This is a genomic window from Alcaligenes sp. SMD-FA, from assembly GCF_025960365.1.
GTDB classification, from domain to species: domain Bacteria; phylum Pseudomonadota; class Gammaproteobacteria; order Burkholderiales; family Burkholderiaceae_B; genus Alcaligenes; species Alcaligenes aquatilis.
The window spans coordinates 819,228-838,999 of sequence record NZ_CP110108.1; the positions used below are offsets into that span (position 1 = coordinate 819,228).

Annotated in this window: 16 protein-coding genes and 1 tRNA gene; 12 read left to right on the forward strand and 5 right to left on the reverse strand. The window is 55.7% G+C overall.

Features of this window, described 5'->3' with window-relative positions; genetic code table 11:
* The 9 genes from mnmC to glnQ all read left to right on the forward strand — a co-directional run bounded on the left by mnmC (window position 1) and on the right by glnQ (window position 9,917).
* A complete protein-coding gene (mnmC, locus tag OKX01_RS03750; RefSeq protein WP_264672461.1) occupies window positions 1-1,866 on the forward strand; it encodes an FAD-dependent 5-carboxymethylaminomethyl-2-thiouridine(34) oxidoreductase MnmC in 1,866 nt (621 codons plus the stop codon).
* Window positions 1,867-2,017: 151 nt separating this feature from the next.
* Window positions 2,018-4,186, forward strand: a complete 2,169-nt coding sequence (locus OKX01_RS03755) for a glycoside hydrolase family 31 protein (protein ID WP_094198266.1) — start codon at window positions 2,018-2,020, stop codon at window positions 4,184-4,186.
* Window positions 4,187-4,450: 264 nt separating this feature from the next.
* A tRNA-Lys gene (locus tag OKX01_RS03760) sits at window positions 4,451-4,526 on the forward strand.
* A 246-nt stretch (window positions 4,527-4,772) separates the two neighbouring features.
* The gene (locus OKX01_RS03765; protein ID WP_264672462.1) at window positions 4,773-5,783 is read left to right on the forward strand and encodes a methionine ABC transporter ATP-binding protein; all 1,011 of its coding nucleotides are present in this window, start codon (window positions 4,773-4,775) and stop codon (window positions 5,781-5,783) included.
* Window positions 5,780-6,439: a methionine ABC transporter permease gene (locus tag OKX01_RS03770; protein WP_022983463.1), complete on the forward strand. Its 660-nt coding sequence runs from the start codon at window positions 5,780-5,782 to the stop codon at window positions 6,437-6,439. The genes OKX01_RS03765 and OKX01_RS03770 overlap by 4 nt, the downstream gene beginning before the upstream one ends.
* 50 nt (window positions 6,440-6,489) lie before the next feature.
* Window positions 6,490-7,281 (forward strand): MetQ/NlpA family ABC transporter substrate-binding protein, encoded by a 792-nt coding sequence (locus OKX01_RS03775; protein ID WP_094195768.1) that lies wholly within the window; start codon window positions 6,490-6,492, stop codon window positions 7,279-7,281.
* Window positions 7,282-7,508: 227 nt separating this feature from the next.
* Window positions 7,509-8,240: a glutamine ABC transporter substrate-binding protein GlnH gene (gene glnH / locus OKX01_RS03780; protein ID WP_395013717.1), complete on the forward strand. Its 732-nt coding sequence runs from the start codon at window positions 7,509-7,511 to the stop codon at window positions 8,238-8,240.
* A gap of 112 nt (window positions 8,241-8,352) precedes the next feature.
* A complete protein-coding gene (locus OKX01_RS03785; RefSeq protein WP_413544461.1) occupies window positions 8,353-9,192 on the forward strand; it encodes an ABC transporter permease subunit in 840 nt (279 codons plus the stop codon).
* Window positions 9,189-9,917, forward strand: coding sequence for a glutamine ABC transporter ATP-binding protein GlnQ (glnQ, locus tag OKX01_RS03790; RefSeq protein ID WP_094195771.1), 729 nt, complete (start codon window positions 9,189-9,191; stop codon window positions 9,915-9,917). Before OKX01_RS03785 ends, glnQ begins: the two co-directional genes overlap by 4 nt.
* Before the next feature lie 118 nt (window positions 9,918-10,035).
* Here the strand turns inward: glnQ and OKX01_RS03795 are convergent, their stop codons facing one another.
* From OKX01_RS03795 to OKX01_RS03805, 3 genes are all read right to left on the reverse strand, one after another.
* The gene (locus tag OKX01_RS03795; RefSeq protein ID WP_094195772.1) at window positions 10,036-10,743 is read right to left on the reverse strand and encodes a hypothetical protein; all 708 of its coding nucleotides are present in this window, start codon (window positions 10,741-10,743) and stop codon (window positions 10,036-10,038) included.
* A gap of 164 nt (window positions 10,744-10,907) precedes the next feature.
* The gene (gene murU, locus OKX01_RS03800; RefSeq protein ID WP_264672463.1) at window positions 10,908-11,618 is read right to left on the reverse strand and encodes an N-acetylmuramate alpha-1-phosphate uridylyltransferase MurU; all 711 of its coding nucleotides are present in this window, start codon (window positions 11,616-11,618) and stop codon (window positions 10,908-10,910) included.
* Window positions 11,618-12,664: an aminoglycoside phosphotransferase family protein gene (locus OKX01_RS03805; protein WP_108728024.1), complete on the reverse strand. Its 1,047-nt coding sequence runs from the start codon at window positions 12,662-12,664 to the stop codon at window positions 11,618-11,620. The genes murU and OKX01_RS03805 overlap by 1 nt, the downstream gene beginning before the upstream one ends.
* A gap of 139 nt (window positions 12,665-12,803) precedes the next feature.
* On the opposite strand from OKX01_RS03805, the gene OKX01_RS03810 reads away from it, so the two are divergent.
* From OKX01_RS03810 to rsmA, 3 genes are read left to right on the forward strand one after another with little or no spacing between them, the layout of a single operon-like run.
* Window positions 12,804-15,161 (forward strand): LPS-assembly protein LptD, encoded by a 2,358-nt coding sequence (locus OKX01_RS03810; protein ID WP_319802196.1) that lies wholly within the window; start codon window positions 12,804-12,806, stop codon window positions 15,159-15,161.
* Window positions 15,154-16,605: a peptidylprolyl isomerase gene (locus OKX01_RS03815; RefSeq protein ID WP_413544469.1), complete on the forward strand. Its 1,452-nt coding sequence runs from the start codon at window positions 15,154-15,156 to the stop codon at window positions 16,603-16,605. Before OKX01_RS03810 ends, OKX01_RS03815 begins: the two co-directional genes overlap by 8 nt.
* Window positions 16,606-16,613: 8 nt before the next feature.
* Window positions 16,614-17,396, forward strand: a complete 783-nt coding sequence (gene rsmA / locus OKX01_RS03820) for a 16S rRNA (adenine(1518)-N(6)/adenine(1519)-N(6))-dimethyltransferase RsmA (protein WP_094195776.1) — start codon at window positions 16,614-16,616, stop codon at window positions 17,394-17,396.
* A 177-nt stretch (window positions 17,397-17,573) separates the two neighbouring features.
* Here rsmA and OKX01_RS03825 read toward each other — a convergent pair whose 3' ends face one another.
* Window positions 17,574-18,803, reverse strand: a complete 1,230-nt coding sequence (locus tag OKX01_RS03825) for a nucleoside recognition domain-containing protein (RefSeq protein ID WP_264672465.1) — start codon at window positions 18,801-18,803, stop codon at window positions 17,574-17,576.
* Between the two features lie 377 nt (window positions 18,804-19,180).
* On the reverse strand, window positions 19,181-19,576 hold the full coding sequence (gloA, locus tag OKX01_RS03830) for a lactoylglutathione lyase (protein ID WP_003803488.1): 396 nt from the start codon (window positions 19,574-19,576) through the stop codon (window positions 19,181-19,183).
* Window positions 19,577-19,772 lie beyond the last annotated feature (196 nt).

Sequence of the window (19,772 nt, forward strand, 5' to 3'; positions counted from 1 at the left end):
ATGGCTGCCTTTGCGTTTGAGCCTTTGGTCCCGGCCAATTTGGAATTCAATGAGCACGACGTGCCTGTCAGTGCTCTGTATCAGGATAGCTATCACCCGGCAGATGGCCCCTTGGGCCAAGCCCGGCGGGTTTTTCTGCAAGGCAATGGGTTGCCCGAGCGTTGGCGGGGGCGATCTCAATTCACGATTTGTGAAACCGGCTTTGGACTGGGAGCCAGCTTTCTGGCGACCTGGCAGGCTTGGCGTCAGGATCCGCAACGCAGCCAGAGGCTGCATTTCGTCTCGGTAGAGGCTCACCCCTTTCGCCAGGCCGATTTGGCGACGCTGTATGCTCGCTTGCCCGAGCAGTTGCAGGCCCAAGCCCAGGAGTTGCTGGCAGCCTGGCCCATACTGGTGCCGGGTATACACAGGCTGGAGCTGGATGAGGGGCGGGTCACGCTGACCCTGGCCTTTGGGCAAGCTGAAACCATGATGCGCGAGCTGCAATGCCATGCCGACGCGTTTTACCTGGATGGTTTTGCTCCCCGTGGCAATCCTGCCATGTGGTCGCGTTCGGTTCTGGGGCAACTGGTGCGTCTGGCTGCGCCAGGGGCGACAGCGGCTTCCTGGTGCTGTGCAGGGCAGGTGCGACGTGATCTGGCCTCGGTAGGGTTTGAAGTGGAAAAAGTCCCCGGTGCCGGGGGCAAGTGGTGCACTATTCGCGCTCGCTTGCGTCCCCATCTGGGACGACGCGGCAGCTTGCCGCCGCAACAGGGGCGGGTGGTAGTGATCGGTGCTGGTTTGGCGGGGGCGGCGTGTGCCTGGGAACTGGCGCGTAAAGGTGTGCCTGTTCTGGTTTGTGATCCGGCCTTGAGCCGGGGCCTGGATGCCACGCATCAAGGTCACCGTCTGGCTGCCATCTCTCCGGTATTCGCTCTGGATGATGCTCCCTTGGCCCGGTTGAGCCGCAATGCTGTGCTGCATGCCTGGCAAGGCTGGAAAGGCTTGCCAGAGGCGGCACGCCCGCGCCGAGTCGGGACGCTGGTATTTGGTCAGGCGGGCAATAGCGATGCGGATATTCAGCAGGCGTTGGCGCGTTTGGCTTTGGATCAGGACTGGGTGCAATGGCTGGATCGCGAGCAGGGCTCGGCCTTGGCCGGAGTGCCTTTGCAAGGCGGTGGCCTGTATTTCCCGCAAGGCATGGTGGTGGATCCCAGTGCACTGGTCGCCTGTCTGCTGGATCACCCTTTGATTCAATGCCTTCCAGAGCATGTGTTCTTGCAAGCCGGCCAGGGGCCGAATGTGTGGGATGTCTGCAATCAGCGGGGACAATGCCTGGAAAGCAGCAATCGTGTCGTGATAGCGGCAGCGGCCCAAAGCCTGAGCCTGTTGCCAGACGAGCTGCTGGCGGCGCATCCCATGCCTCGCTTGGCAGCCATGCAGCGTCTGGCCGGGCAGGTGACGTATTTATCTGTTGAGCAGGCGTTGACGCAAGGTGGAGTGACTTTAAGTGGCCAGGGCTATATCCTGCCTGTTGACCCGCAGGGGCAAGTCATCGGTAGCACCTACGAGCGTTTTGGTGAATCTGCCCAGGTCAGCCACCAGGGACATCAGCAAAATATTGAAAAAGTTTCTGCCATGCTGGCCAATCCTGCTGTGAGGGGGGAGATACCCGAACAGGGTTGGGCCGGTTGGCGTTGTGCCTTAAGTGACCATTTGCCCGTGATGGGTTTTGTGCCGGGCCAGCCCGGTTTGTTTATGGCTGCGGCTTACGGCTCACGTGGTTTGAGCTGGAGCCTGCTGGCAGCCAGTTTGTTTGCCGCTTATTGTCTGGAGGAACCTATTCCTTTGGAGCGGCGTTTGGAGCAAGCTTTAATACCTCGCTAAGGCCCGTTTTTCGAATTATTTCGGCGAAATTTGAAGCAACATTTTCCTTTGTAGCGCAAATACGTCAAAATAGTGGCCTTGTTAAGTAATCTTGAGCGTGACCCTGCGATCAGCATCGTGCCGTTCGCTCCACTCTGACGACGTGACACAATTGTTTAATCATCTGAGTTTGTTGACGACGAAACCGGCCTTGGCCGATTTCGCTTTTGTCGAAACCGATTTTGCGCTGCGCATCGAAGCTCATGCGCCGGGTGTTTTTCGTTTCCGCTGTATGCCGCTTGCCCGGCTCGATAACGAAAAGCTCAGTACCCGTGCCAAAGCTTTGGGCGATATGCTGCTGGCCCGCCATGAGGCGGTCAGCGAATTTCAACTGGAAACAGCCGATTCCGGCTGGCGGATTGAGCAGGGCGAAGTCGCCTTGCATATTCAGTCCAATCCCTGGCGCTTCGAGGTCCGGCGCGGCGATCAACTGCTCTTGAGCAGTGCGGCGCAACCGTTGACACTGGTGCAAGAGCCCAGCCGCTGTTGGCAGCTGGATCTGGCCCTGGCCGAGGAAGATGCCTTGTATGGTCTGGGCGAAACCTTGGGCGAGCTGGACCGCCGCGAGGAAATGATCGATACCGATCGTCCGGATGATCGCAGCCTGCCTTTGCTCTGGAGCACGCAAGGCTGGGGGCTGTACATCAATACTTTCGAGCGGGTGGAACACGATCTGGGCCAGCAGGATTTGGATGCGTACCGCGCTCGCGTACATGCTGCCGAACTGGATTTTTTCCTGTTCCTGGGCGATCCCAGCGAAATCATCAACCAGTACTCCGCATTGACGGGCCGTGCGGGTCAACCCGGTGTCACGCCTATGGGCTTGTGGCTGGATGGCGCTCAAGCGCAAGACGTAACGTCCTTGCGTGAGTTGGCCAATCAGTGCCGCGAGCAGGGTATTGCACTGGATGTGGCCGTCTTGCCGCCTCCTGAGCCGTACGATTTCCAGCAGGACAAACCGACGCTGGAGTGGGACGCCGCCCGCATGGCTGATCCCCGCGAGGCGTTCTCTGCCTTGCACAATGATCAGTTGCAACTGGCTGCCTGGACGCGTCCCTGCGTACAGGCGGGCACCAGCTTGTTTGAGGAGTGGGAAGATCGCGGCTGGTTGCTCATCAATGATGATGACGGCTGCGCCTATGTATTCCCGGGCGACGCGCTTAGCGGTGGCCGCGATTACGGCTTGCTGGACCTGACTCACAAAGACGTATTTCGCATGTGGACCGAGCGTCAGCGTCAGATGGTCGACGATGGCCTGGGGGCCGTGCTGTGCAATGCCCGCTTTGACATTCCTGATGCCGTTACCAGCCGGGGAGGCGAGTCTGGCGCTTTGTTGCGTGCGATTTATCCTGTGCTGGCACGTCAAGCCTTGTTCGACGCGGTTGCTGGTCACAAGACGCCGCAAGAAGGGGTGGTCGCCAGCCGCGACCTGAGTCCATCTTGTCAGCGCTTTGCCTGGCAATTGGGTCCTCAGGTCGAAAATACCTGGGCGGGTCTGACGGAATCCTTGAAGTCAGCCTTGGCCACCGGCAATAGTGGCGTGCCTATCCAGATTCATGGTTGGGGCAATGCGGCAGCATCGACCAGCGAAATGACGCCAGAGTTATACCTGCGGTGGCTGGCCATGTCGGTTTTCTCGGCGAATTTCAGCCTGCAAGGTATTCCTGCTTTGCGGCCTGATGCGTTTGACGAAGAAACGCAGGCTCAGGTTGCCCATTGGTTGGAGTGGCGTTTTCGTCTGGTGCCTTATGTATTGGGCATTATTGAGGACGCTGTGCGTACCGGCTTGCCTGTACAGCGCTCTATGGCTCAAAGCTTCCCGGCAGATGCTCAGGCGCGTTTGTGGGACACCCAGTATTTATTGGGCCCTGCCTTGCTGGTGGCTCCTGTCTTGCAGCCGGGGCAGGATGTTGAGGTCTATCTGCCTGAAGGCGATGCCTGGTGGGATCTGAGTACCGGTTGGCGCTACGAGGGTGGCACGACCGTGAAAATGACAGTGGGTCTGGATCGTTTGCCGGTCTTTGGTCGCGAAGGACATATGCTGTGTTTGGGACCGGTGGTCAAGCACACCTCTGAATTTAACTCGGCCCGCTTGCTTGATGAGGTCTGGATGTTTGGCATGCCCGAGCACAGTCCGGTTGTGATGCGCAACAAGATCCGCGTTATGCAGATGCAAGGTTCCAGCTACATCAAAGGTCTGGAGGGATTGAAGATCCTGCCGTCCGAAGGGCTGGAGGTCAAACGCCGTGGTGCCGAGGTTCGTATTTCTCGTGCCCGTTAAGTCTTAGACGAACCTGATTGTCTTTGAATGCCTTCCGGCAGTGGGGTTAGCCTCCGTGTCGGGAGGCATTTTCTATTTTCAGCACAAAACTCTGTTGAATAGAAGTTCAAATTTTGTTTCTGAAACAGAGAAAAGTGTTGAGACTGGGGCGTTGAAAGCCGCTGTTTTCATCTTTTTTGAAGAAAAATGCTTTTTTTCTGATTATTTTGCATTTAGTGCTTGACGAGCCCTTGGAATCGGGTCATAATTTCATCTTTCAGTAGGGGGTCGTTAGCTCAGTTGGTAGAGCAGCGGACTTTTAATCCGTTGGTCGCGCGTTCGAGTCGCGCACGACCCACCACTACACTGAAACGTAGAAACAAGGCCGCGCTTAGCGGCCTTTTTCTTTGGGCGCTTGCCTTGCACAGCCAAGGTCACGTCCGCGTATTGGCCGGTCGGAAATCTTGCTATACAGTGCAGCCCTCAGTATGGTTTCAATATTTCCAAGGGTTATATCTATCTGGTCATTGTCAAATTTGCTTTATGGTAAATTTCGCTTACAGCTCAGGCTTTTATAACTCGACTGACTAACTAGGCTGAGTTCATTTTGATTCGTCTTGAACACATCTCAAAAACCTATTCTTTGGCAGGCAGGACCGTTCATGCTTTGAACGACGTTTCCTTGCAGATTCACCAAGGAGAGGTCTTCGGTATTATTGGTCGCTCGGGTGCTGGGAAAAGTACGCTGATCCGCATGCTCAATCTGCTTGAGCAACCCAGTTCAGGCCAGGTCTGGGTACAGGATCAGGACATCACACGTTTTTCGGGCGCGCAGTTGCGCGCTTTCCGACAAGGCGTGGGCATGGTGTTCCAGCATTTTAATTTGCTTCACTCCCGCACGGTTCTGGATAATGTCTGCTTTCCTCTGCGCTTGGCAGGGGTAGGTCGTGTTCAACGCCACGCTCGTGCTCTGGAAGTGTTGGAGCTAGTGGGCTTGAAGGATCATGCCAACAAGTATCCCCGTCAGTTATCGGGCGGACAGCAGCAGCGTGTCGGTATTGCGCGTGCCCTGGCTAATCGACCGCAGCTTTTGCTCTGTGATGAAGCGACCTCGGCGTTGGATCCAGAAACTACCCAGTCCATCTTGCGCTTGCTGCGCGAGATCAATCAGGAACTGGGGCTGACGATTGTCTTGATTACCCACGGTATGGATGTCATTCGCTCCGTCTGTGAACGGGTGGCGGTGATTGACGCCGGCCAGATTGTAGAGTGTGGCGAAGTGCTGGATGTGTTTCTGCATCCGCATCATCCCACCACGCAGTCCCTGCTCAGCGAAAGTGGCGTGAACGCTGACGACTGGCATGCATTGGCAGAGGGTGTGCCCGGTAGTGTCATGCGCCTGAGTGTGCGTGGTGTGGCCACGACCGAGCCTTTGATTAGCCGCATTACCAGCCAACTGGGGCTGAATGTGAGCATATTGCAGGGGGCCATTGGTCGCATCAAAACCGAGCCTTACGGCCAACTGGTTGTGGCCGTACAAGGGGATGCGCAGGCTAAGGCAGGGCTGGATGCCTTGCTGACTGAATTGAATGTCCAATTTGAGGTATTGCGGCCATGAACTTTAGCAACTTGGATTGGGCGCTGATTGGTGAGGCCACGATTGATACCTTGTTGATGACAGGTATTTCGCTGGGCTTTACCGCAATTATTGGTTTGCCATTAGGCGTGCTGCTGTTTCTGACCAGCCGCAAGCAGATGTTGGACAATGCCTGGATCTACCAGAGCTTGTCCCTGATCGTGAACATTTTGCGTTCCGTGCCGTTCCTGATTCTCTTGATCGTCATTATTCCCTTGACGCGCATTTTGGCCGGTACGTCTTTGGGAGTGCAGGGCGCGATTCCGCCTTTGGTCTTGAGTGCGGCGCCGTTTTTTGCCCGCTTGGTAGAAAATGTTTTGCGTGAACTGGATCCTGGTGTGAATGAGGCCTGCCGTGCCATGGGAGCCAACTCTCGTCAGACGGTTTTACTGGCTTTATTGCCCGAAGCGACGACCGGCATTGTGGCAGCCCTGATTGTGACTGCGATTGCACTGGTGGGCTATTCAGCCATGTCCGGGGTGATTGGCGGTGGTGGTCTGGGTGACCTGGCCCTGCGCTTTGGTTATCAACGATATCAAACGGATGTCATGGTGGTTACCGTGACTATTCTGGTGGTGCTGGTGCAACTCCTGCAGGTGTTTGGAGACGCCATGGTGGCTCGTTTGAGCCGAAAATAAGTTCTGGCAGCTATCGTGATAGTCTTGCCTTTCTGAAACTGGAGTCGCTCATGTCTTTGAAGAAATTTGTTCCCGTTCTGGCCTTGTCCGTGTCGGCTCTGCTGGCCAGTGTGGCCCAAGCCGCCGAGACCTTGTCGGTTGCTGCTACCCCTGTGCCACACGCCGAGCTGCTGGAGTTTGTCAAGCCTGCTTTGGCCAAGGAAGGCGTGAACCTGGATATCAAGGTGTTCACCGATTACGTGCAGCCCAACCAGCAAGTGGCTGACGGCCATATCGATGCCAACTTCTTCCAGCACAAGCCTTACCTGGATACCTTCAACAAAGAACACAAAACCGATCTGGTGTCGGTGGCCGTGGTTCACGTTGAGCCCTTTGGTGCTTACTCCACCAAGATCAAGAGCCTGGACGAGCTGAAAGAAGGCGCACTGGTGGCAATCCCTAACGATCCGTCCAATGGCGCTCGTGCTTTGCTGTTGCTGCAAAAAGCAGGTGTTCTGACCCTGAAGGATCCTTCCAATATTCTGGCAACCTCGCGTGATGTGGACCAGAACCCCAAGAAGCTGAAGTTCAAGGAACTGGAAGCTGCTACCTTGCCGCGCGTACTGGCTGATGTGGATATCGCTCTGATCAACACCAACTACGCGCTGGAAGCGGGTCTGAACCCCACCAAGGATGCTTTGGCTATTGAAGGTGCAGACTCTCCTTACGCCAATTTGATCGCGGTGGCTGCCAAGTCCAAGGACGACCCACGTGTAGCCAAGCTGATCCAGGCTTTGCATAGCGAAGATGTAAAGAAATTCATTGCAGACAAATACAAGGGGGCCATTGTTCCTGCGTTCTGAATGTGAGTTTTGATACGGCTCATTGTCTGAAAAACCTCGGGATTTCCCGAGGTTTTTCTTTTTTTAAAACTATTAAATACGAAGAGTTGGGCTGCTTCGGGTAGCATAGATCAACGCTGGGCCAGGTCATGAGCCTGTACCAGACTTGGGTAAACATCGAACTGGCTGATTGTGGGTCAGTCCCTACAGAGGAGTAACGGATGTTCAATAAGAAAATGAAAACCCTGATGGCCGGCTTGGCCCTGGCTTTGGCTTTGCCCGCTGGGCAGGCCTTGGCGCAACAAGGCAAAGAGCTGGTGGTCGCAACCGATACGGCGTTTGTGCCTTTTGAGTTCAAGCAGAACGGTAAGTACACAGGCTTTGATATTGACTTGTGGGATGCGGTCGCAAAAAAAGCCAATCTGAATTACCGCTTCCAGCCCATGGATTTCAACGGCATTATTCCAGGTTTGCAAACGCGCAATTTGGATGCCGCGCTGGCCGGGATCACCATCCGTGATGACCGCAAGCAAGTGATTGATTTCTCCGATCCTTACTACGAAAGCGGTCTGGCTATTTTGGTCAACACCGATAACTCCGCCATCAAGACCGCCGCCGACCTGGAAGGCAAAACGGTGGCTGTGAAGATCGGTACGGCCACTGTGGACTTCATGCAGCGTTCGGTGCCGACTGCCAAGCTCAAGCTGTTTCCCAATATCGACAACGCCTTCCTGGAGCTGGCAACGGGCCGTGTGGATGCCGTGGTGCACGATACCCCCAATGTGCAGTATTACGCCCAGACCGGCGGCAAGGACCGTGTGAAGGTCACTGGCGCCGTGAAAAGTGGTGACTTCTACGGTATTGGCTTTCCCAAGAACAGCGAACTGGTTCCGGTTGTGAACCAGGCTCTGAAAGACATTCGTGCTGACGGCACTTACGACAAAATCTACCAAAAATGGTTTGGCAAGCAGCCTGATTAAACAGCTTGGAGCCAAGCGCATGCCAGGCGGTGATCGCGTGTCGTAACGGGATCACCGCTTTTATTTTTTGACGCTCTGTTGCGGGCGTTTATTCAAAGACAAAGGTAGCACTGTGACTTTTGAATGGGACGCTATCTGGGGGGCTTTACCCAGCCTTCTGGAAGGTACAAAAATGACGCTGCTCATTACCCTGTCGGGTTTGATGGGTGGCGCTGTATTGGGTTTTCTGACCGGGGTGATTACCACCTATGTTCGGGTGCCGGTCACTTGGCGCCGGGCAGCATGGTTCATCCTGGGGCTGTTTGTGCTCGGTTTTGTGATCAAGGGCCTGTCCTGGCTGACAGGTAATTGGTTGAGCTTTGTGCCGGCCTGGGTCTGGAGTTCGCTGCAGGCATTGATGGCCCTGTTCTTGCTGGCTTTTTTCAGGCGCTATCTGCTGCTGGTTCTGTCCTTTCTGTGCCAGGTCTATGTGCTGCTTATCCGCGGCACGCCGATTGTCGTGCAGGTAATGTTTATCTACTTTGCGCTGCCCCTGCTGGCCAACATCCGCATTGATGGACTGACTGCCGCCATTTTTACCTTGATGATCAATTCCGGAGCCTATATTTCCGAGATCGTACGTGGTGCCTTGCAATCGGTGCCCAAGGGGCTGAAAGAGGCGGGCGAGGCGATGGGCTTGCCGTTTTACAAGATTTTGCGGCACATCATTGGGCCCGTGGCATTTCGCCGCATGATTCCGGCCATGGGTAACCAGTGCATTATCAGCCTGAAGGATTCATCGCTGTTTATTGTGATCGGTGTGGCCGAACTGACTCGCCAGGGTCAGGAGATTATTGCGAATAACTTTCGTTCGGTGGAGATTTGGGGGGCGGTTGCCGTGATCTATCTGATCCTGACTGGCCTGATTGCCCTGACTCTGAAGTTGATTGAACACCGTATGAGGATTGTATGAGTATTGTCGAGTTCAAGCAGGTAACCAAGCGCTTTGGAGACAATATCGTGCTCGACGATATCAGTCTGACGATTGATAAGGGCGAAGTGGTTGTGGTGGTCGGCCCCTCGGGTTCGGGGAAGTCGACTTTTTTACGGTGCATCAACAAGCTGGAAGACATTCAGGCGGGCGACATTGTGGTCAATGGCTTGAGCGTGAATGGTACGCCAGCCCAAGTGCGGGAGCTGCGCCGGGAAGCTGGCATGGTGTTTCAGCAGTTCAATCTGTTTCCGCAGATGAGTGCGTTGGAAAATGTCATGTTCGGGCCCGTGCATACGCGGGGCATGGATCGCGCCCAGGCGCGTAAGGAAGCGATGGAGCTGCTAGCCAAGGTGGGCTTGGCCGAGCGCGTCAATCATTACCCGAATGAGTTGTCCGGTGGTCAGCAGCAGCGAGTGGCTATCGCCCGTGCATTGGCGATCAAGCCTAAGTTGATGCTGTTTGATGAGCCAACCTCTGCGCTGGACCCGGAGCTGCGCCAGGAGGTGCTCAAGGTCATGCAATTGCTGGCAGAGGAAGGCATGACTATGGTGGTGGTAACCCACGAGATGGATTTTGCGCGTCGTGTGGGCAGCCGTCTGATTTTTATTGATCAGGGCCGGGTAGCGCATGATGGGCCGCCTGCCGAGCTGCTCAGTGATCCTCCTAGCCAACGCCTTAAAGACTTTTTGCAGCATGTAGCGTAAAGCGTCTGTCGGGATCGTTGGGCATAAAAAAGCCCTTCAGGGTTTTGGCGATGGAGCCAAGGACCTGAAGGGCTTTTTTGTCATTGCCTGCCTGTACGTGACAGACAGGCAAGGGTTGTTATTTTGATGGAGTGACGTAGATGGTACGTGTGGCCACGACGCGGTTCGAGCCATCTGGTTTGATGCGTATCGTGACCTGGCGCGGCGTAAAGCCGGCGGGCAGTTCGGCGGAGCCATTGATGTAGGCATAACGGCCTACGCTGACGGTCTGGCCAGGCAGGTCCACATTGCCAGAGCGGCCATTGCTGTAACGACCCGCTGCAACCAGTTCCATCGTGCCGCTAAATTCGGTTTCTTTGCCCTTGTCTTGCATCAGCAGCACAAAGTGATTCAGTTGGCCTTCCTTGATGGTGAATTCGGCAGCGCGAATGCCGGGCGAGGTCCCGCGCGGGTCTGGCGGCATGGCATCGGCAAACAGGGCAATGTCTTTTTCCAGTTTGGTGACCATGGCCTGCAGGTCGCTGGTCTGTTTGCCAAGTTTGTCCTCGTTTTGGCTGACGTCTTCCAGCTCGCGGCTGGTCTGGTTCAACTGAGCTTGCAAACGTTGCTTCTCGGCGTTGGCACTGTTCAGATCATAGTGCAACTGTTCTGACTGCTCTACGGTCAGGCGCGTGGGGCCATAACTTTGTTGCAAGAACAGCAGACCACCCGCACCCAGGGCAATGCCTGTCAACAGCAGGACAAACCAGCGTGGAATACGGCGTTTTCGACGGCTGGAGCCGTAGGCGGTGGGCTTGAATACGGTGCGTTTGGAGGAACCAAGCATGAGAACAGACGTTCCTGTCAGACAAGGGACTTGAGACAAATCAAGTCCTGATTACAAAACCCATTAGCATAGACGTCATTGGGGCTAAGGAGGCGGGACTGGTTGGCTTTGTTGCCCTTTGTTGTGCTTGGAAACGTCTGCCAACCAGACTGCGAATGATCAGTTTACTGTGAGGGTGCTAACGATTCCAAGTGTTGGTTTAGCTGGTTTAATCGTTCGGGGGTGCCCACATCCATCCAGAAACCTGGATGCAGGCTGCCTAGTACTTGATGGCGATCAATGGCGGCGTGTAACAAAGGAGCGGCTTTGGCAGGCTGATCTTTAGGCAGGTGCGCAAAGAGTCCGGGCTTGTAGACTCCTATGCCGCTCAAGGTGGCGCTACGGGCTCCCACACAGGTTTTGGCGCATAGATGCAATTGTCCTTCCTGCATGCCAAAGTCGCCTTCGGGGTGGTGGGGTGGGTTGGAGGTCAGGATCAACCAGGCCTGCTCCGGGCCTGCTTGCAGGCGCTCGGCCATGGCAAAGGCCTGTGCCGGATCCCAATCACACCAGATATCGCCATTCATTAACAAGAAAGGCTGGTCTTGGAAAAAATCCAGTGCCCTGGCAATGCCACCGGCCGTTTCCAGGGCGGTTTCTTCTGGTGAGTAACTCAGGCGCAGCCCCCATTGGCTGCCGTCCCCCAGGGTGGATTCAATCTGCTCGCCCAACCAGGCGTGGTTGATGATGACGTCACGAAAGCCCGCTTTGGCCAGCGCACGCAAATGCCAGACGATCAGTGGCTGGCCGCCGGCCGGAATCAGAGGTTTGGGGCAGGTGTCGGTTAAGGGACGCATGCGCTCGCCTCGACCCGCCGCCAGAATCATGGCGCGCATCAGACCGTCATGCCTAAAACAGTTTGGCGGCCTTCCAGACGGTTCAAGAGGCGCAGCAAACCGTTGAAGCTTTCGTAGCGGCTGGCCACTTGGTGTACATACCCGAGCAGGCGGGGCATGTGATCCAGGTAATGGTGTTTGCCGTCACGCAGAGAAAGGCGGGCAAAGACACCCAGAATACGCAGATTGCGTTGCAGGCCCATCCATTCGTATTGCTGGTGGAAGACGGCGAAGTCGGCGGGGACATCCAGACCGGCCTCCATGGCGGCTTGCCAATAGCGAATTGCCCAGTCCAGTTGCTGCTCCTCCGTCCAGGTTACGCGCGCGTCCATGACTAAAGAGGCAATGTCATAAGTGATGGGGCCGGCCAAGGCATCCTGATAGTCAATGACGCCAGGCTCTGTCTGTCCGGGCAGGGGCATCATCAAATTAGGGCTGTGGAAATCCCGGTGCACGAGTACAGTAGCGCTTTGCACATTGCCCTGAACCAGTTCGGCAAAGGTCTTGCGTAACATGGCCTGATCTTTTTCATTCAGTTCAAACTGGCGGTGCTTCTGTATGTACCATTCGGGGAATACTTGCAGCTCTTCCAGCAGGCGCTGTTCGTTGTACTCAGGCAAGCCCGTGGTGTCCGCTTGTTGCAATTTCACCAGGGTCAGCAGCGTACTGCGGTACAGTTTGTCCAGCTCGCTTTGTGGCAAGGGGTTTTTCAGGGCGGTCTGGAAATTGTCCTGGCCCAGGTCGCTCAATAGCAAGAAACCTTGCTCGGTATCAGCCGCCAGGATCTCGGGCACATGAATACCAGTAGGTGCCAGCAGTTCGGTAACGTGTATAAAGGGTTTGCAGTCTTCAGTGGCGGGGGGGGCATCCATCAAAACGACGCTGCGGTCCTGGGCCTGAAGGCGAAAGTAACGGCGAAAGCTGGCGTCGCTGGAGGCCATTTGCAGGCTGTCGATATCCAGCCCAAAGCGGGATTTCAGGGTGTTCAGCCAAGAGATTGCTTGCTGCAAACGAGGGTCGGTAGCGGCAGAAATAGAAGCAGACATAAATAAAGGAAGCAGAAGATCGTAACGGATTAGTGTTTAGCAGTGCCGCTAAACGGCAGGCTTAACTATAATACCGGGTCGCCAGGGTTTTTCATCTGGTGCGAACAAATGGCAGGACACAACTGGAGGCGCAGTCTTAGTGCGAGTTGCGGCGTGGTATATCGTGTTGATGATGACAGGCATGGGGGTCGCCCAGGCTGAGTCGTCCGTGCGTCCGTCTTTAAAGACGTCCCCCGGTTTGCAAGTGCGCAAACTCCAGGAAGAGGACATGGCCGTCTATTTAATAGGCGATCAGATGAAAACGCTACAGGACGGTACGTTGCGTCTGGAAGGCGGTGCTCAGGTTCGGCGCATTGACTCTGTGGTCAAAGGTGATCGGATCGACTATCAGGAAAAAACCGGCCAGGTGCAAGTCCGTGGCAATGGCTTGATCATGCGTGACGGCGCTTTGGTGCGCAGCCAGGAATTTGATTACAACCTGGATGCCGATACCGGGCGCATGTCATCGCCGGAGTTCTGGCTGGGTGCAACGGGTGGCAGGGGAACGGCGACGCAGGCTGACATTCTCAGCTCTAATCATATGCGTTTGTCTGACGTGAATTATTCGGGTTGCCCATGTCCTGAGCCGTCCTGGTATATCCAGTCGTCCAAAGTAGACCTGTATTCCAAGGAAAATGAAGGGGTGGCGCGTAATGGCGTCCTGTATTTCAAGGGTGTCCCCCTGTTGTACTCCCCCTACTTGACCTTCCCGTTGCGTAAAGAGCGCAAGTCGGGTTTTCTGTTGCCTACTTACGGCATGACTACGCGCGGTGGTTTGGACCTGAGCGTGCCGTATTATTTGAATCTGGCGCCGAATTACGATGCTACCCTGACGCCGCGCCTCATGAGCAAGCGCGGTGCCATGCTGGGCGGTGAATTCCGTTACCTGGGTGACAGCTTCTCCGGAGAGCTGACGGGTAACTACCTGCCTGATGACAACGAGCTGGGCTACAAACGTTGGCTGTTCATGGGGCAGTATCGCCAGAGCCTGCCCGCCAGCTTTTATCTGAATGCCGATATTCGCCGGGTGTCGGATGACGATTACTTTCGTGACTTCAGCAGTTTTGGCCTGAATGATTCGACTATTCAGGATCTGGCCAGCACAGTGACGCTGGGGTGGGGCGGTTCCAAATATTTCCGCTCCCACGTCAGTGCGACACGTTATCAGACCTTACAGGACTCCAGTACCGGTTACCGCCAACCACAATACGACAAATTGCCTGAATGGTATTTGGGAGCATCCCGTTATAACTGGGGTGGCTTTGATGTGGTCAGCGATAACTACGCAACCCGTTTCCGCTTGCCGTTTTACAGCGGTAACCTGAGCGAGTTCGACAATATGCGCAGCACCCGTCTGGCTCCAGATGGTACGCGTTTCTCGTCCTATACGACGGTGGCTTACCCTGTCGTTCGCCCAGGCTGGTATATCACGCCGAAAGCGGGCTTGCACATGAGTCAATACCAGACGGACTGGTATGTGGGTGACCCCAATATGGCCAGGTTCGCAGACCGCTCCCGTACGCAAAGTCGCGTGCTGCCCATTCTGTCTCTGGATTCGGGCATGACTTTCGAGCGCGACACCACCTTGTTTGGCAATGACTCCATCCAGACCCTAGAGCCGCGTGTGTACTATTTATATGTGCCTTATCGCGACCAGTCTACGCTGCCCTTGTACGACACCAGTCTGGCCAGTTTCAACTTTGCCCAGGCCTTTAGCGAAAACATCTTCTCGGGTGGTTGGGACCGTATTTCCAATGCGAACCAGGTGACGGTGGGTTTGACTTCCCGTTGGTTGGATGCCGACACCGGCTACGAGCGTCTGGTTCTGCAGGCTGCTCAGCGTTTGTATTTTGATAAGCAAACTGTCACCTTGGGCGATGAAAAGGCGCGTACCAGCACCCGTTCGGACTACCTGGTTGGTGCCAGTGCCGCCTTGACCAATACGTTCTCGGTCAATTTCGATGCACAATTTAACCCTGACGAAAAACGCCGCAACCGCCTGGCTTCCGGTATTCGTTGGCGTCCCAAACGTCTGGCCACACTGGGTGTGAACTATCGTTATGAACGTGACCCGCGTCAGGTTGTGGATCCTTTTTTTACGCCTACCGAGGAAGATCATCGTGGCAAGGAATACGTCTCCATGACGGGCCAATGGCCCTTGAGCAACAAGCTGTATGCGGTGGGGCGTTACGATTACTCCATTCAGGAAAGCCGTGGTACACAGACGGTGTTGGGCTTGGAGTACAAAGGTGATTGCTGCTGGGCGGCGCGAGTGGTTCTGCAACGCTATGCGGTTTCGGCCAGGGAAACCAATAAAGCCATGTTCTTCCAGCTGGAGCTGTCCGGTTTGGGCGGCATTGGCAACGACCCTATCAAAATGTTGCGTGATCGCGTGATCGGCTATGAACCCATCTCGGACCCCGTACAGGAAAAAATGATTCATGAGAGGTATGAATAATATGCGTTTCAGCTTGAAAAACCGCAGCCTGTCATTGGCTTTGATGGCCGTCATGGGGCTGGGTACGGCTCACATGGCTCAGGCGCAATCCAAGCCCGCTGCAAACAAGGCAGCACCGGCTGCCGCCTCCCAGTTTGTGGACGGCATTGCTGCCGTGGTCAATGACGAGGTTATTACCTTGCGTCAAGTTGATCTGGAAGCGGCTCAAGTGCTGGAACAGCTCAAACGCCAAAAAATTCCGACTCCTGAGCAAGACGTTTTGCGTAAACAGGTTTTACAACGTCTGATCAACGAGCGTCTGGAGCAGCAGGAAGCGCGTGCCATGGGCATTTCTGTCGGCCCTCAGCAGGTGGATGAAGGCATACGCATGATTTCCTCGCGCAACAATATGACTGAAGCCCAGTTGCGTGCCGAGATTGAAAAAAATGGCATTACTTGGGAACAGTATCGTGCCAATCTGAAGCAGGAAATTCTGCTGGATCAGTTGCGTATGCGTGCGGTCGACAGCAGCATCAATATTACGGATGCCGATATCGATATTTATCTGCGCTCTCAAGGTGGTGCGGGTTTGGGTAATTTGGGGCAGTCCGCTGCACAAAGCCAGAATGCGCCCGTTGCCCTGGCGCAGATTCTTGTGCGGGTGCCTGAAGGCGCCAACGCGAGTGAAGAAGCCCGTTTGCGTACCAAAGCTGAAGGTCTGTTGGCCCAAGCTCGTTCGGGGGCAGACTTTGCGGGTTTGGCTGCGTCCAACTCGGACGGTCAGGAAGCCCTGAATGGCGGTGTGATGGGAAGCCGTTCACTGTCCGACTGGCCTGATTTGTTCGCACAAGCTGTTCATAACCTGGCTCCCGGCCAGATTTCCAACCTGATCCGCAGTGGTCAAGGTTTTCACATTCTGAAGGTGCTGGAGCGTGGCGGCGCTGCGCCAAGCAATACCTCGCCTGTGGCCAGTGCGACATCGGCCCAATCGGGGCCCATGATGGTGACTCAGACGCATGCTCGCCACATTCTGGTCAAGCTCTCCAAGGTCATGACCTCCGAGCAGGCCCGTCAACGTATTGAGCAATTGCAAGTGCGTTTACGCAACGGTGAGTCCTTCCAGGATCTGGCCAAGCGTTACTCGGAAGACAGCAGTGCGCCACAAGGTGGTGATTTGGGTTGGCTCTCGCCCGGTGAGACAGTACCTCCGTTCGAGCAAGCCATGGACAAGTTGCAACCTGGCAACGATACCGCCGTGGTCGAGTCCCAGTTTGGCTGGCACTTGATCCAGGTTATCGAGCGCCGTACCCGCAATATGGAAAACGAGTACAAGCGTATGCAGGCTCGTCAGGCCCTGTTCCAGCAGCGCGCCGAGCCTGCTTTTGAGGACTGGCTGAACAGCTTGCGTGGCCGTGCTTACATTGATAACCGTTTGGACCCCGAGTCCAGCACCCGCCGTCGCTAAGGACAGGTATGGCCCAGCATCAGGCGCGCAAGCGCTTTGGACAGAACTTTCTGGAAGATGAGGCCATCATCGACCAGATCATCCGTGCGATTGGCCCTCGGCCTGTCGATAATATGGTGGAAATTGGTCCGGGCCTGTCGGCGCTGACCCGACCATTGACGCAGGCGCTGGAGCGCTTGCGCGTGGTCGAGATTGATCGTGATCTGGCGGCTCGCCTGCGTCATCATTATTCGCCCAACAAGCTGGAAATCATTGAGGCTGATGCCTTGAGCGTGGATTTCGGTGCCTTGGGCCCGAATCTGCGTATTGTGGGCAACCTGCCTTACAACATTTCCAGTCCTTTGCTGTTTCATTTGCTGGACTATGCCGATGCCGTGCTGGACCAGCATTTCATGCTGCAACGGGAAGTGATCGACCGCATGGTCGCCAAACCCGGCTCTTCGGATTACAGCCGATTGTCGGTGATGTTGCAGGCACGCTATCGCATGACCAAGCTCTTTGAAGTGCCGCCCGAGGCTTTCAACCCACCGCCGCGAGTGGTGTCCGCCGTGGTGCGCATGGTGCCTTTGCCCGCTGACCGTGCCCAGGCCCGTGATGCAAAGGTGTTCAGCCAGGTTGTGGCCCGTGCGTTCGCGCAAAAGCGCAAGATGTTGCGCGGTGGTCTGGGTGACTGGACACCCCATATTGATTGGGAGGCCTTGGAAATTGCGCCGACCAGTCGTCCTGCTGATTTGTCCTTGGAAAAGTACATTGCGCTGGCCGATCACCTGATGGATAAGGGCGTTCTATAAGCCGCCAGATGCACAACACTCCCTAATGAATGACACCCCAAAAATTGGACCTTGATCCTGTTTTGGGGTGTTTTTCATGGTGGGCCCTGTTAAGGCCACACCTTACTGCGATAATCAATCCTTCTTGGCTGAGTCTGCTGGGGCGATGCTTCTGACTCTCACGCTGAGCCTTGGCTCCTAGCCGAAGAACCAATAACAAACGGCGATGGCGGCCAGTACGCCGGCCAGATCGGCAATCAAGGCGCAGGAAACGGCGTGGCGAGCACGTTGTATGCCTACCGCACCAAAATACACGGCCAGCACATAGAACGTGGTTTCGGTACTGCCTTGCACCGTTGCGCCCAGTAGTGCGGGAAAGCTGTCTACACCGTTATGCTGCATGGTTTCGATCAGCAAGGCACGAGCGGCACCGGCCGAGAAGGGTTTGACCAAGGCGGTAGGCAGGGCATCAATAAAGCGTGTATCCAGCCCGATCAGGTTGACCAGCCAGCGGATCATGTCCAGCACGATATCCAGGGCGCCAGAGCTACGCAGCACGCCTACTGCACACAACATGGCAACCAGATAAGGCAGTAGGTCCTTGGCGACGCCAAAGCCCTCTTTGGCGCCTTCTACAAAGGTTTCATAGAGCGGCACCTTGCGGCGCCATCCGATAAGCAGAAACAGCCAGATAATGGACAGCAGGGTCAGGTTACCCAGCAAGGAAGAAAGCGACTGGATAGCCGCAGCGCTAAGTGTGGCTAGCAAGGCCATGAAAGAGCCCAGGATCAGCGCAAATACCCCAAACCACAACATCAGCACCGGATCAAACAGACGCAGGCGCTGCACCAGGGCCACGCTAAGCAATCCGGCCAGCGAGGAGGCGGTGGTGGCCAGCAGAATGGGCAGAAACACCATCGTGGGGTCCGGTGCGCCTTGTTGAGCCCGGTACATGAAAATGCTGATGGGAATCAGCGTCAGTGACGAGGCATTCAGCACCAGAAACAGGATCTGAGCGTTGGTGGCGGTGTCCGGATGCGGGTTCAGTGTTTGCAGCGACTTCATGGCCCGCAAACCTATGGGCGTGGCGGCATTGTCCAGGCCCAGGCCATTGGCGGCGAAGTTCAGGGTGATCAAGCCCAAAGCGGGGTGACCTGCAGGCACGCCAGGCATCAGGCGGCTGAACAGTGGTCCCAGCCAGCGAGCCAAGGTGTCGATCAGCCCGGCTTTCTCGGCAATCTTCAAGAAACCCAACCACAGGGTGAGCGTGCCAAAAAGCAGCAGCATCAGTTGCACGGACAGGGCAGCCATATCGAACAAGCTGCGCACCATCTGCGCGAAAATTTCGCTATTGCCCCCGACCAGCCACTGGTAAAAACCGCTGACGGCGGCGATCAGGAAGAAAAGCAGCCAAAGAGTATTGAGCATAGTGTTGGCAGTAAACAGGGCAGGGACAAGCCAAGCTAGATTGTCGCAGAATCCAGGCGGGTTTTAGCGGCTACGCTATGTAAGGGTGTTGGCACAAATAGTCGCAAAATAGGATTCGAGTCGCTTGGCTCTGATTTTGAACTTGAAACCACCTGATCGGGAAGCGATCAACCTTGTTTTGGACCTAGTTTGATCGCTGGGGATTAGCCGTCTTCAAATGTGAACAGCAGGTGGAGCGAAGAAGGCCTTACGATGACTGTAGTATCTGGCTGCCCTAGAGCGTAGTAAGTACAAGCAGTCGTAGGGAGGCAATCATCAGTCGTAGAGTGTCCAGGGGCGCCATAAAAAAACCGGCCTGCTACGGCCGGTTCTGTTTTTTAATCCACGCGCCCTTTGGCCTGGATCAGTTCAATCTTGTAGCCGTCCGGGTCTTCCACAAACGCAATCACGGTGGTGCCGTGCTTCATGGGACCGGCCTCGCGTACGACCTTGCCGCCGCGCGCCTTGATGTCCTCACAGGCCTTGTAGGCATCAGGCACTTCCAGGGCGATGTGGCCATAGCCATTACCCAGATCGTAGGAAGGGGTGTCCCAGTTGTGGGTCAGCTCCAGTACGGCGGCTTCGGACTCGTCCTGATAGCCCACAAAAGCCAGGGTGAAGCGGCCGTCCGGGTAGTCGGACTGGCGCAGCAATTTCATGCCCAGTACTTCGGTGTAAAAGGCCAAAGAACGGTCCAGATTGCCGACACGCAGCATGGTGTGCAGGATACGCATAAGGTAGAGCTCCTAGAGTTCAGCCTGCCTTAGGGCCTGTTGACATTAAAAGGAGGCCCCACACCGGCCGGTATTCAGGCAGCAGGCTAGGCGCACAGGCCGCCGCGTGGTGGTTCCACGCAAGGCATGGGCAACAACGTATGCTGTCTGAATACCGGCCAGCCCGAAAGGGTGAATATGCAAACGGGCGCCTGCC

Coding starts and splice junctions, on each gene's coding strand:
- mnmC (WP_264672461.1), top strand. CDS start 1: ATGGCTGCCTTTGCGTTTGAGCCTTTGGTCCCGGCCAATTTGGAATTC.
- OKX01_RS03770 (WP_022983463.1), top strand. CDS start 5,780: ATGAACTTTAGCAACTTGGATTGGGCGCTGATTGGTGAGGCCACGATT.
- OKX01_RS03775 (WP_094195768.1), top strand. CDS start 6,490: ATGTCTTTGAAGAAATTTGTTCCCGTTCTGGCCTTGTCCGTGTCGGCT.
- glnH (WP_395013717.1), top strand. CDS start 7,509: ATGGCCGGCTTGGCCCTGGCTTTGGCTTTGCCCGCTGGGCAGGCCTTG.
- glnQ (WP_094195771.1), top strand. CDS start 9,189: ATGAGTATTGTCGAGTTCAAGCAGGTAACCAAGCGCTTTGGAGACAAT.
- OKX01_RS03795 (WP_094195772.1), bottom strand. CDS start 10,743: ATGCTTGGTTCCTCCAAACGCACCGTATTCAAGCCCACCGCCTACGGC.
- murU (WP_264672463.1), bottom strand. CDS start 11,618: ATGCGCGCCATGATTCTGGCGGCGGGTCGAGGCGAGCGCATGCGTCCC.
- OKX01_RS03805 (WP_108728024.1), bottom strand. CDS start 12,664: ATGTCTGCTTCTATTTCTGCCGCTACCGACCCTCGTTTGCAGCAAGCA.
- OKX01_RS03815 (WP_413544469.1), top strand. CDS start 15,154: ATGAATAATATGCGTTTCAGCTTGAAAAACCGCAGCCTGTCATTGGCT.
- rsmA (WP_094195776.1), top strand. CDS start 16,614: ATGGCCCAGCATCAGGCGCGCAAGCGCTTTGGACAGAACTTTCTGGAA.
- OKX01_RS03825 (WP_264672465.1), bottom strand. CDS start 18,803: ATGCTCAATACTCTTTGGCTGCTTTTCTTCCTGATCGCCGCCGTCAGC.
- gloA (WP_003803488.1), bottom strand. CDS start 19,576: ATGCGTATCCTGCACACCATGCTGCGTGTCGGCAATCTGGACCGTTCT.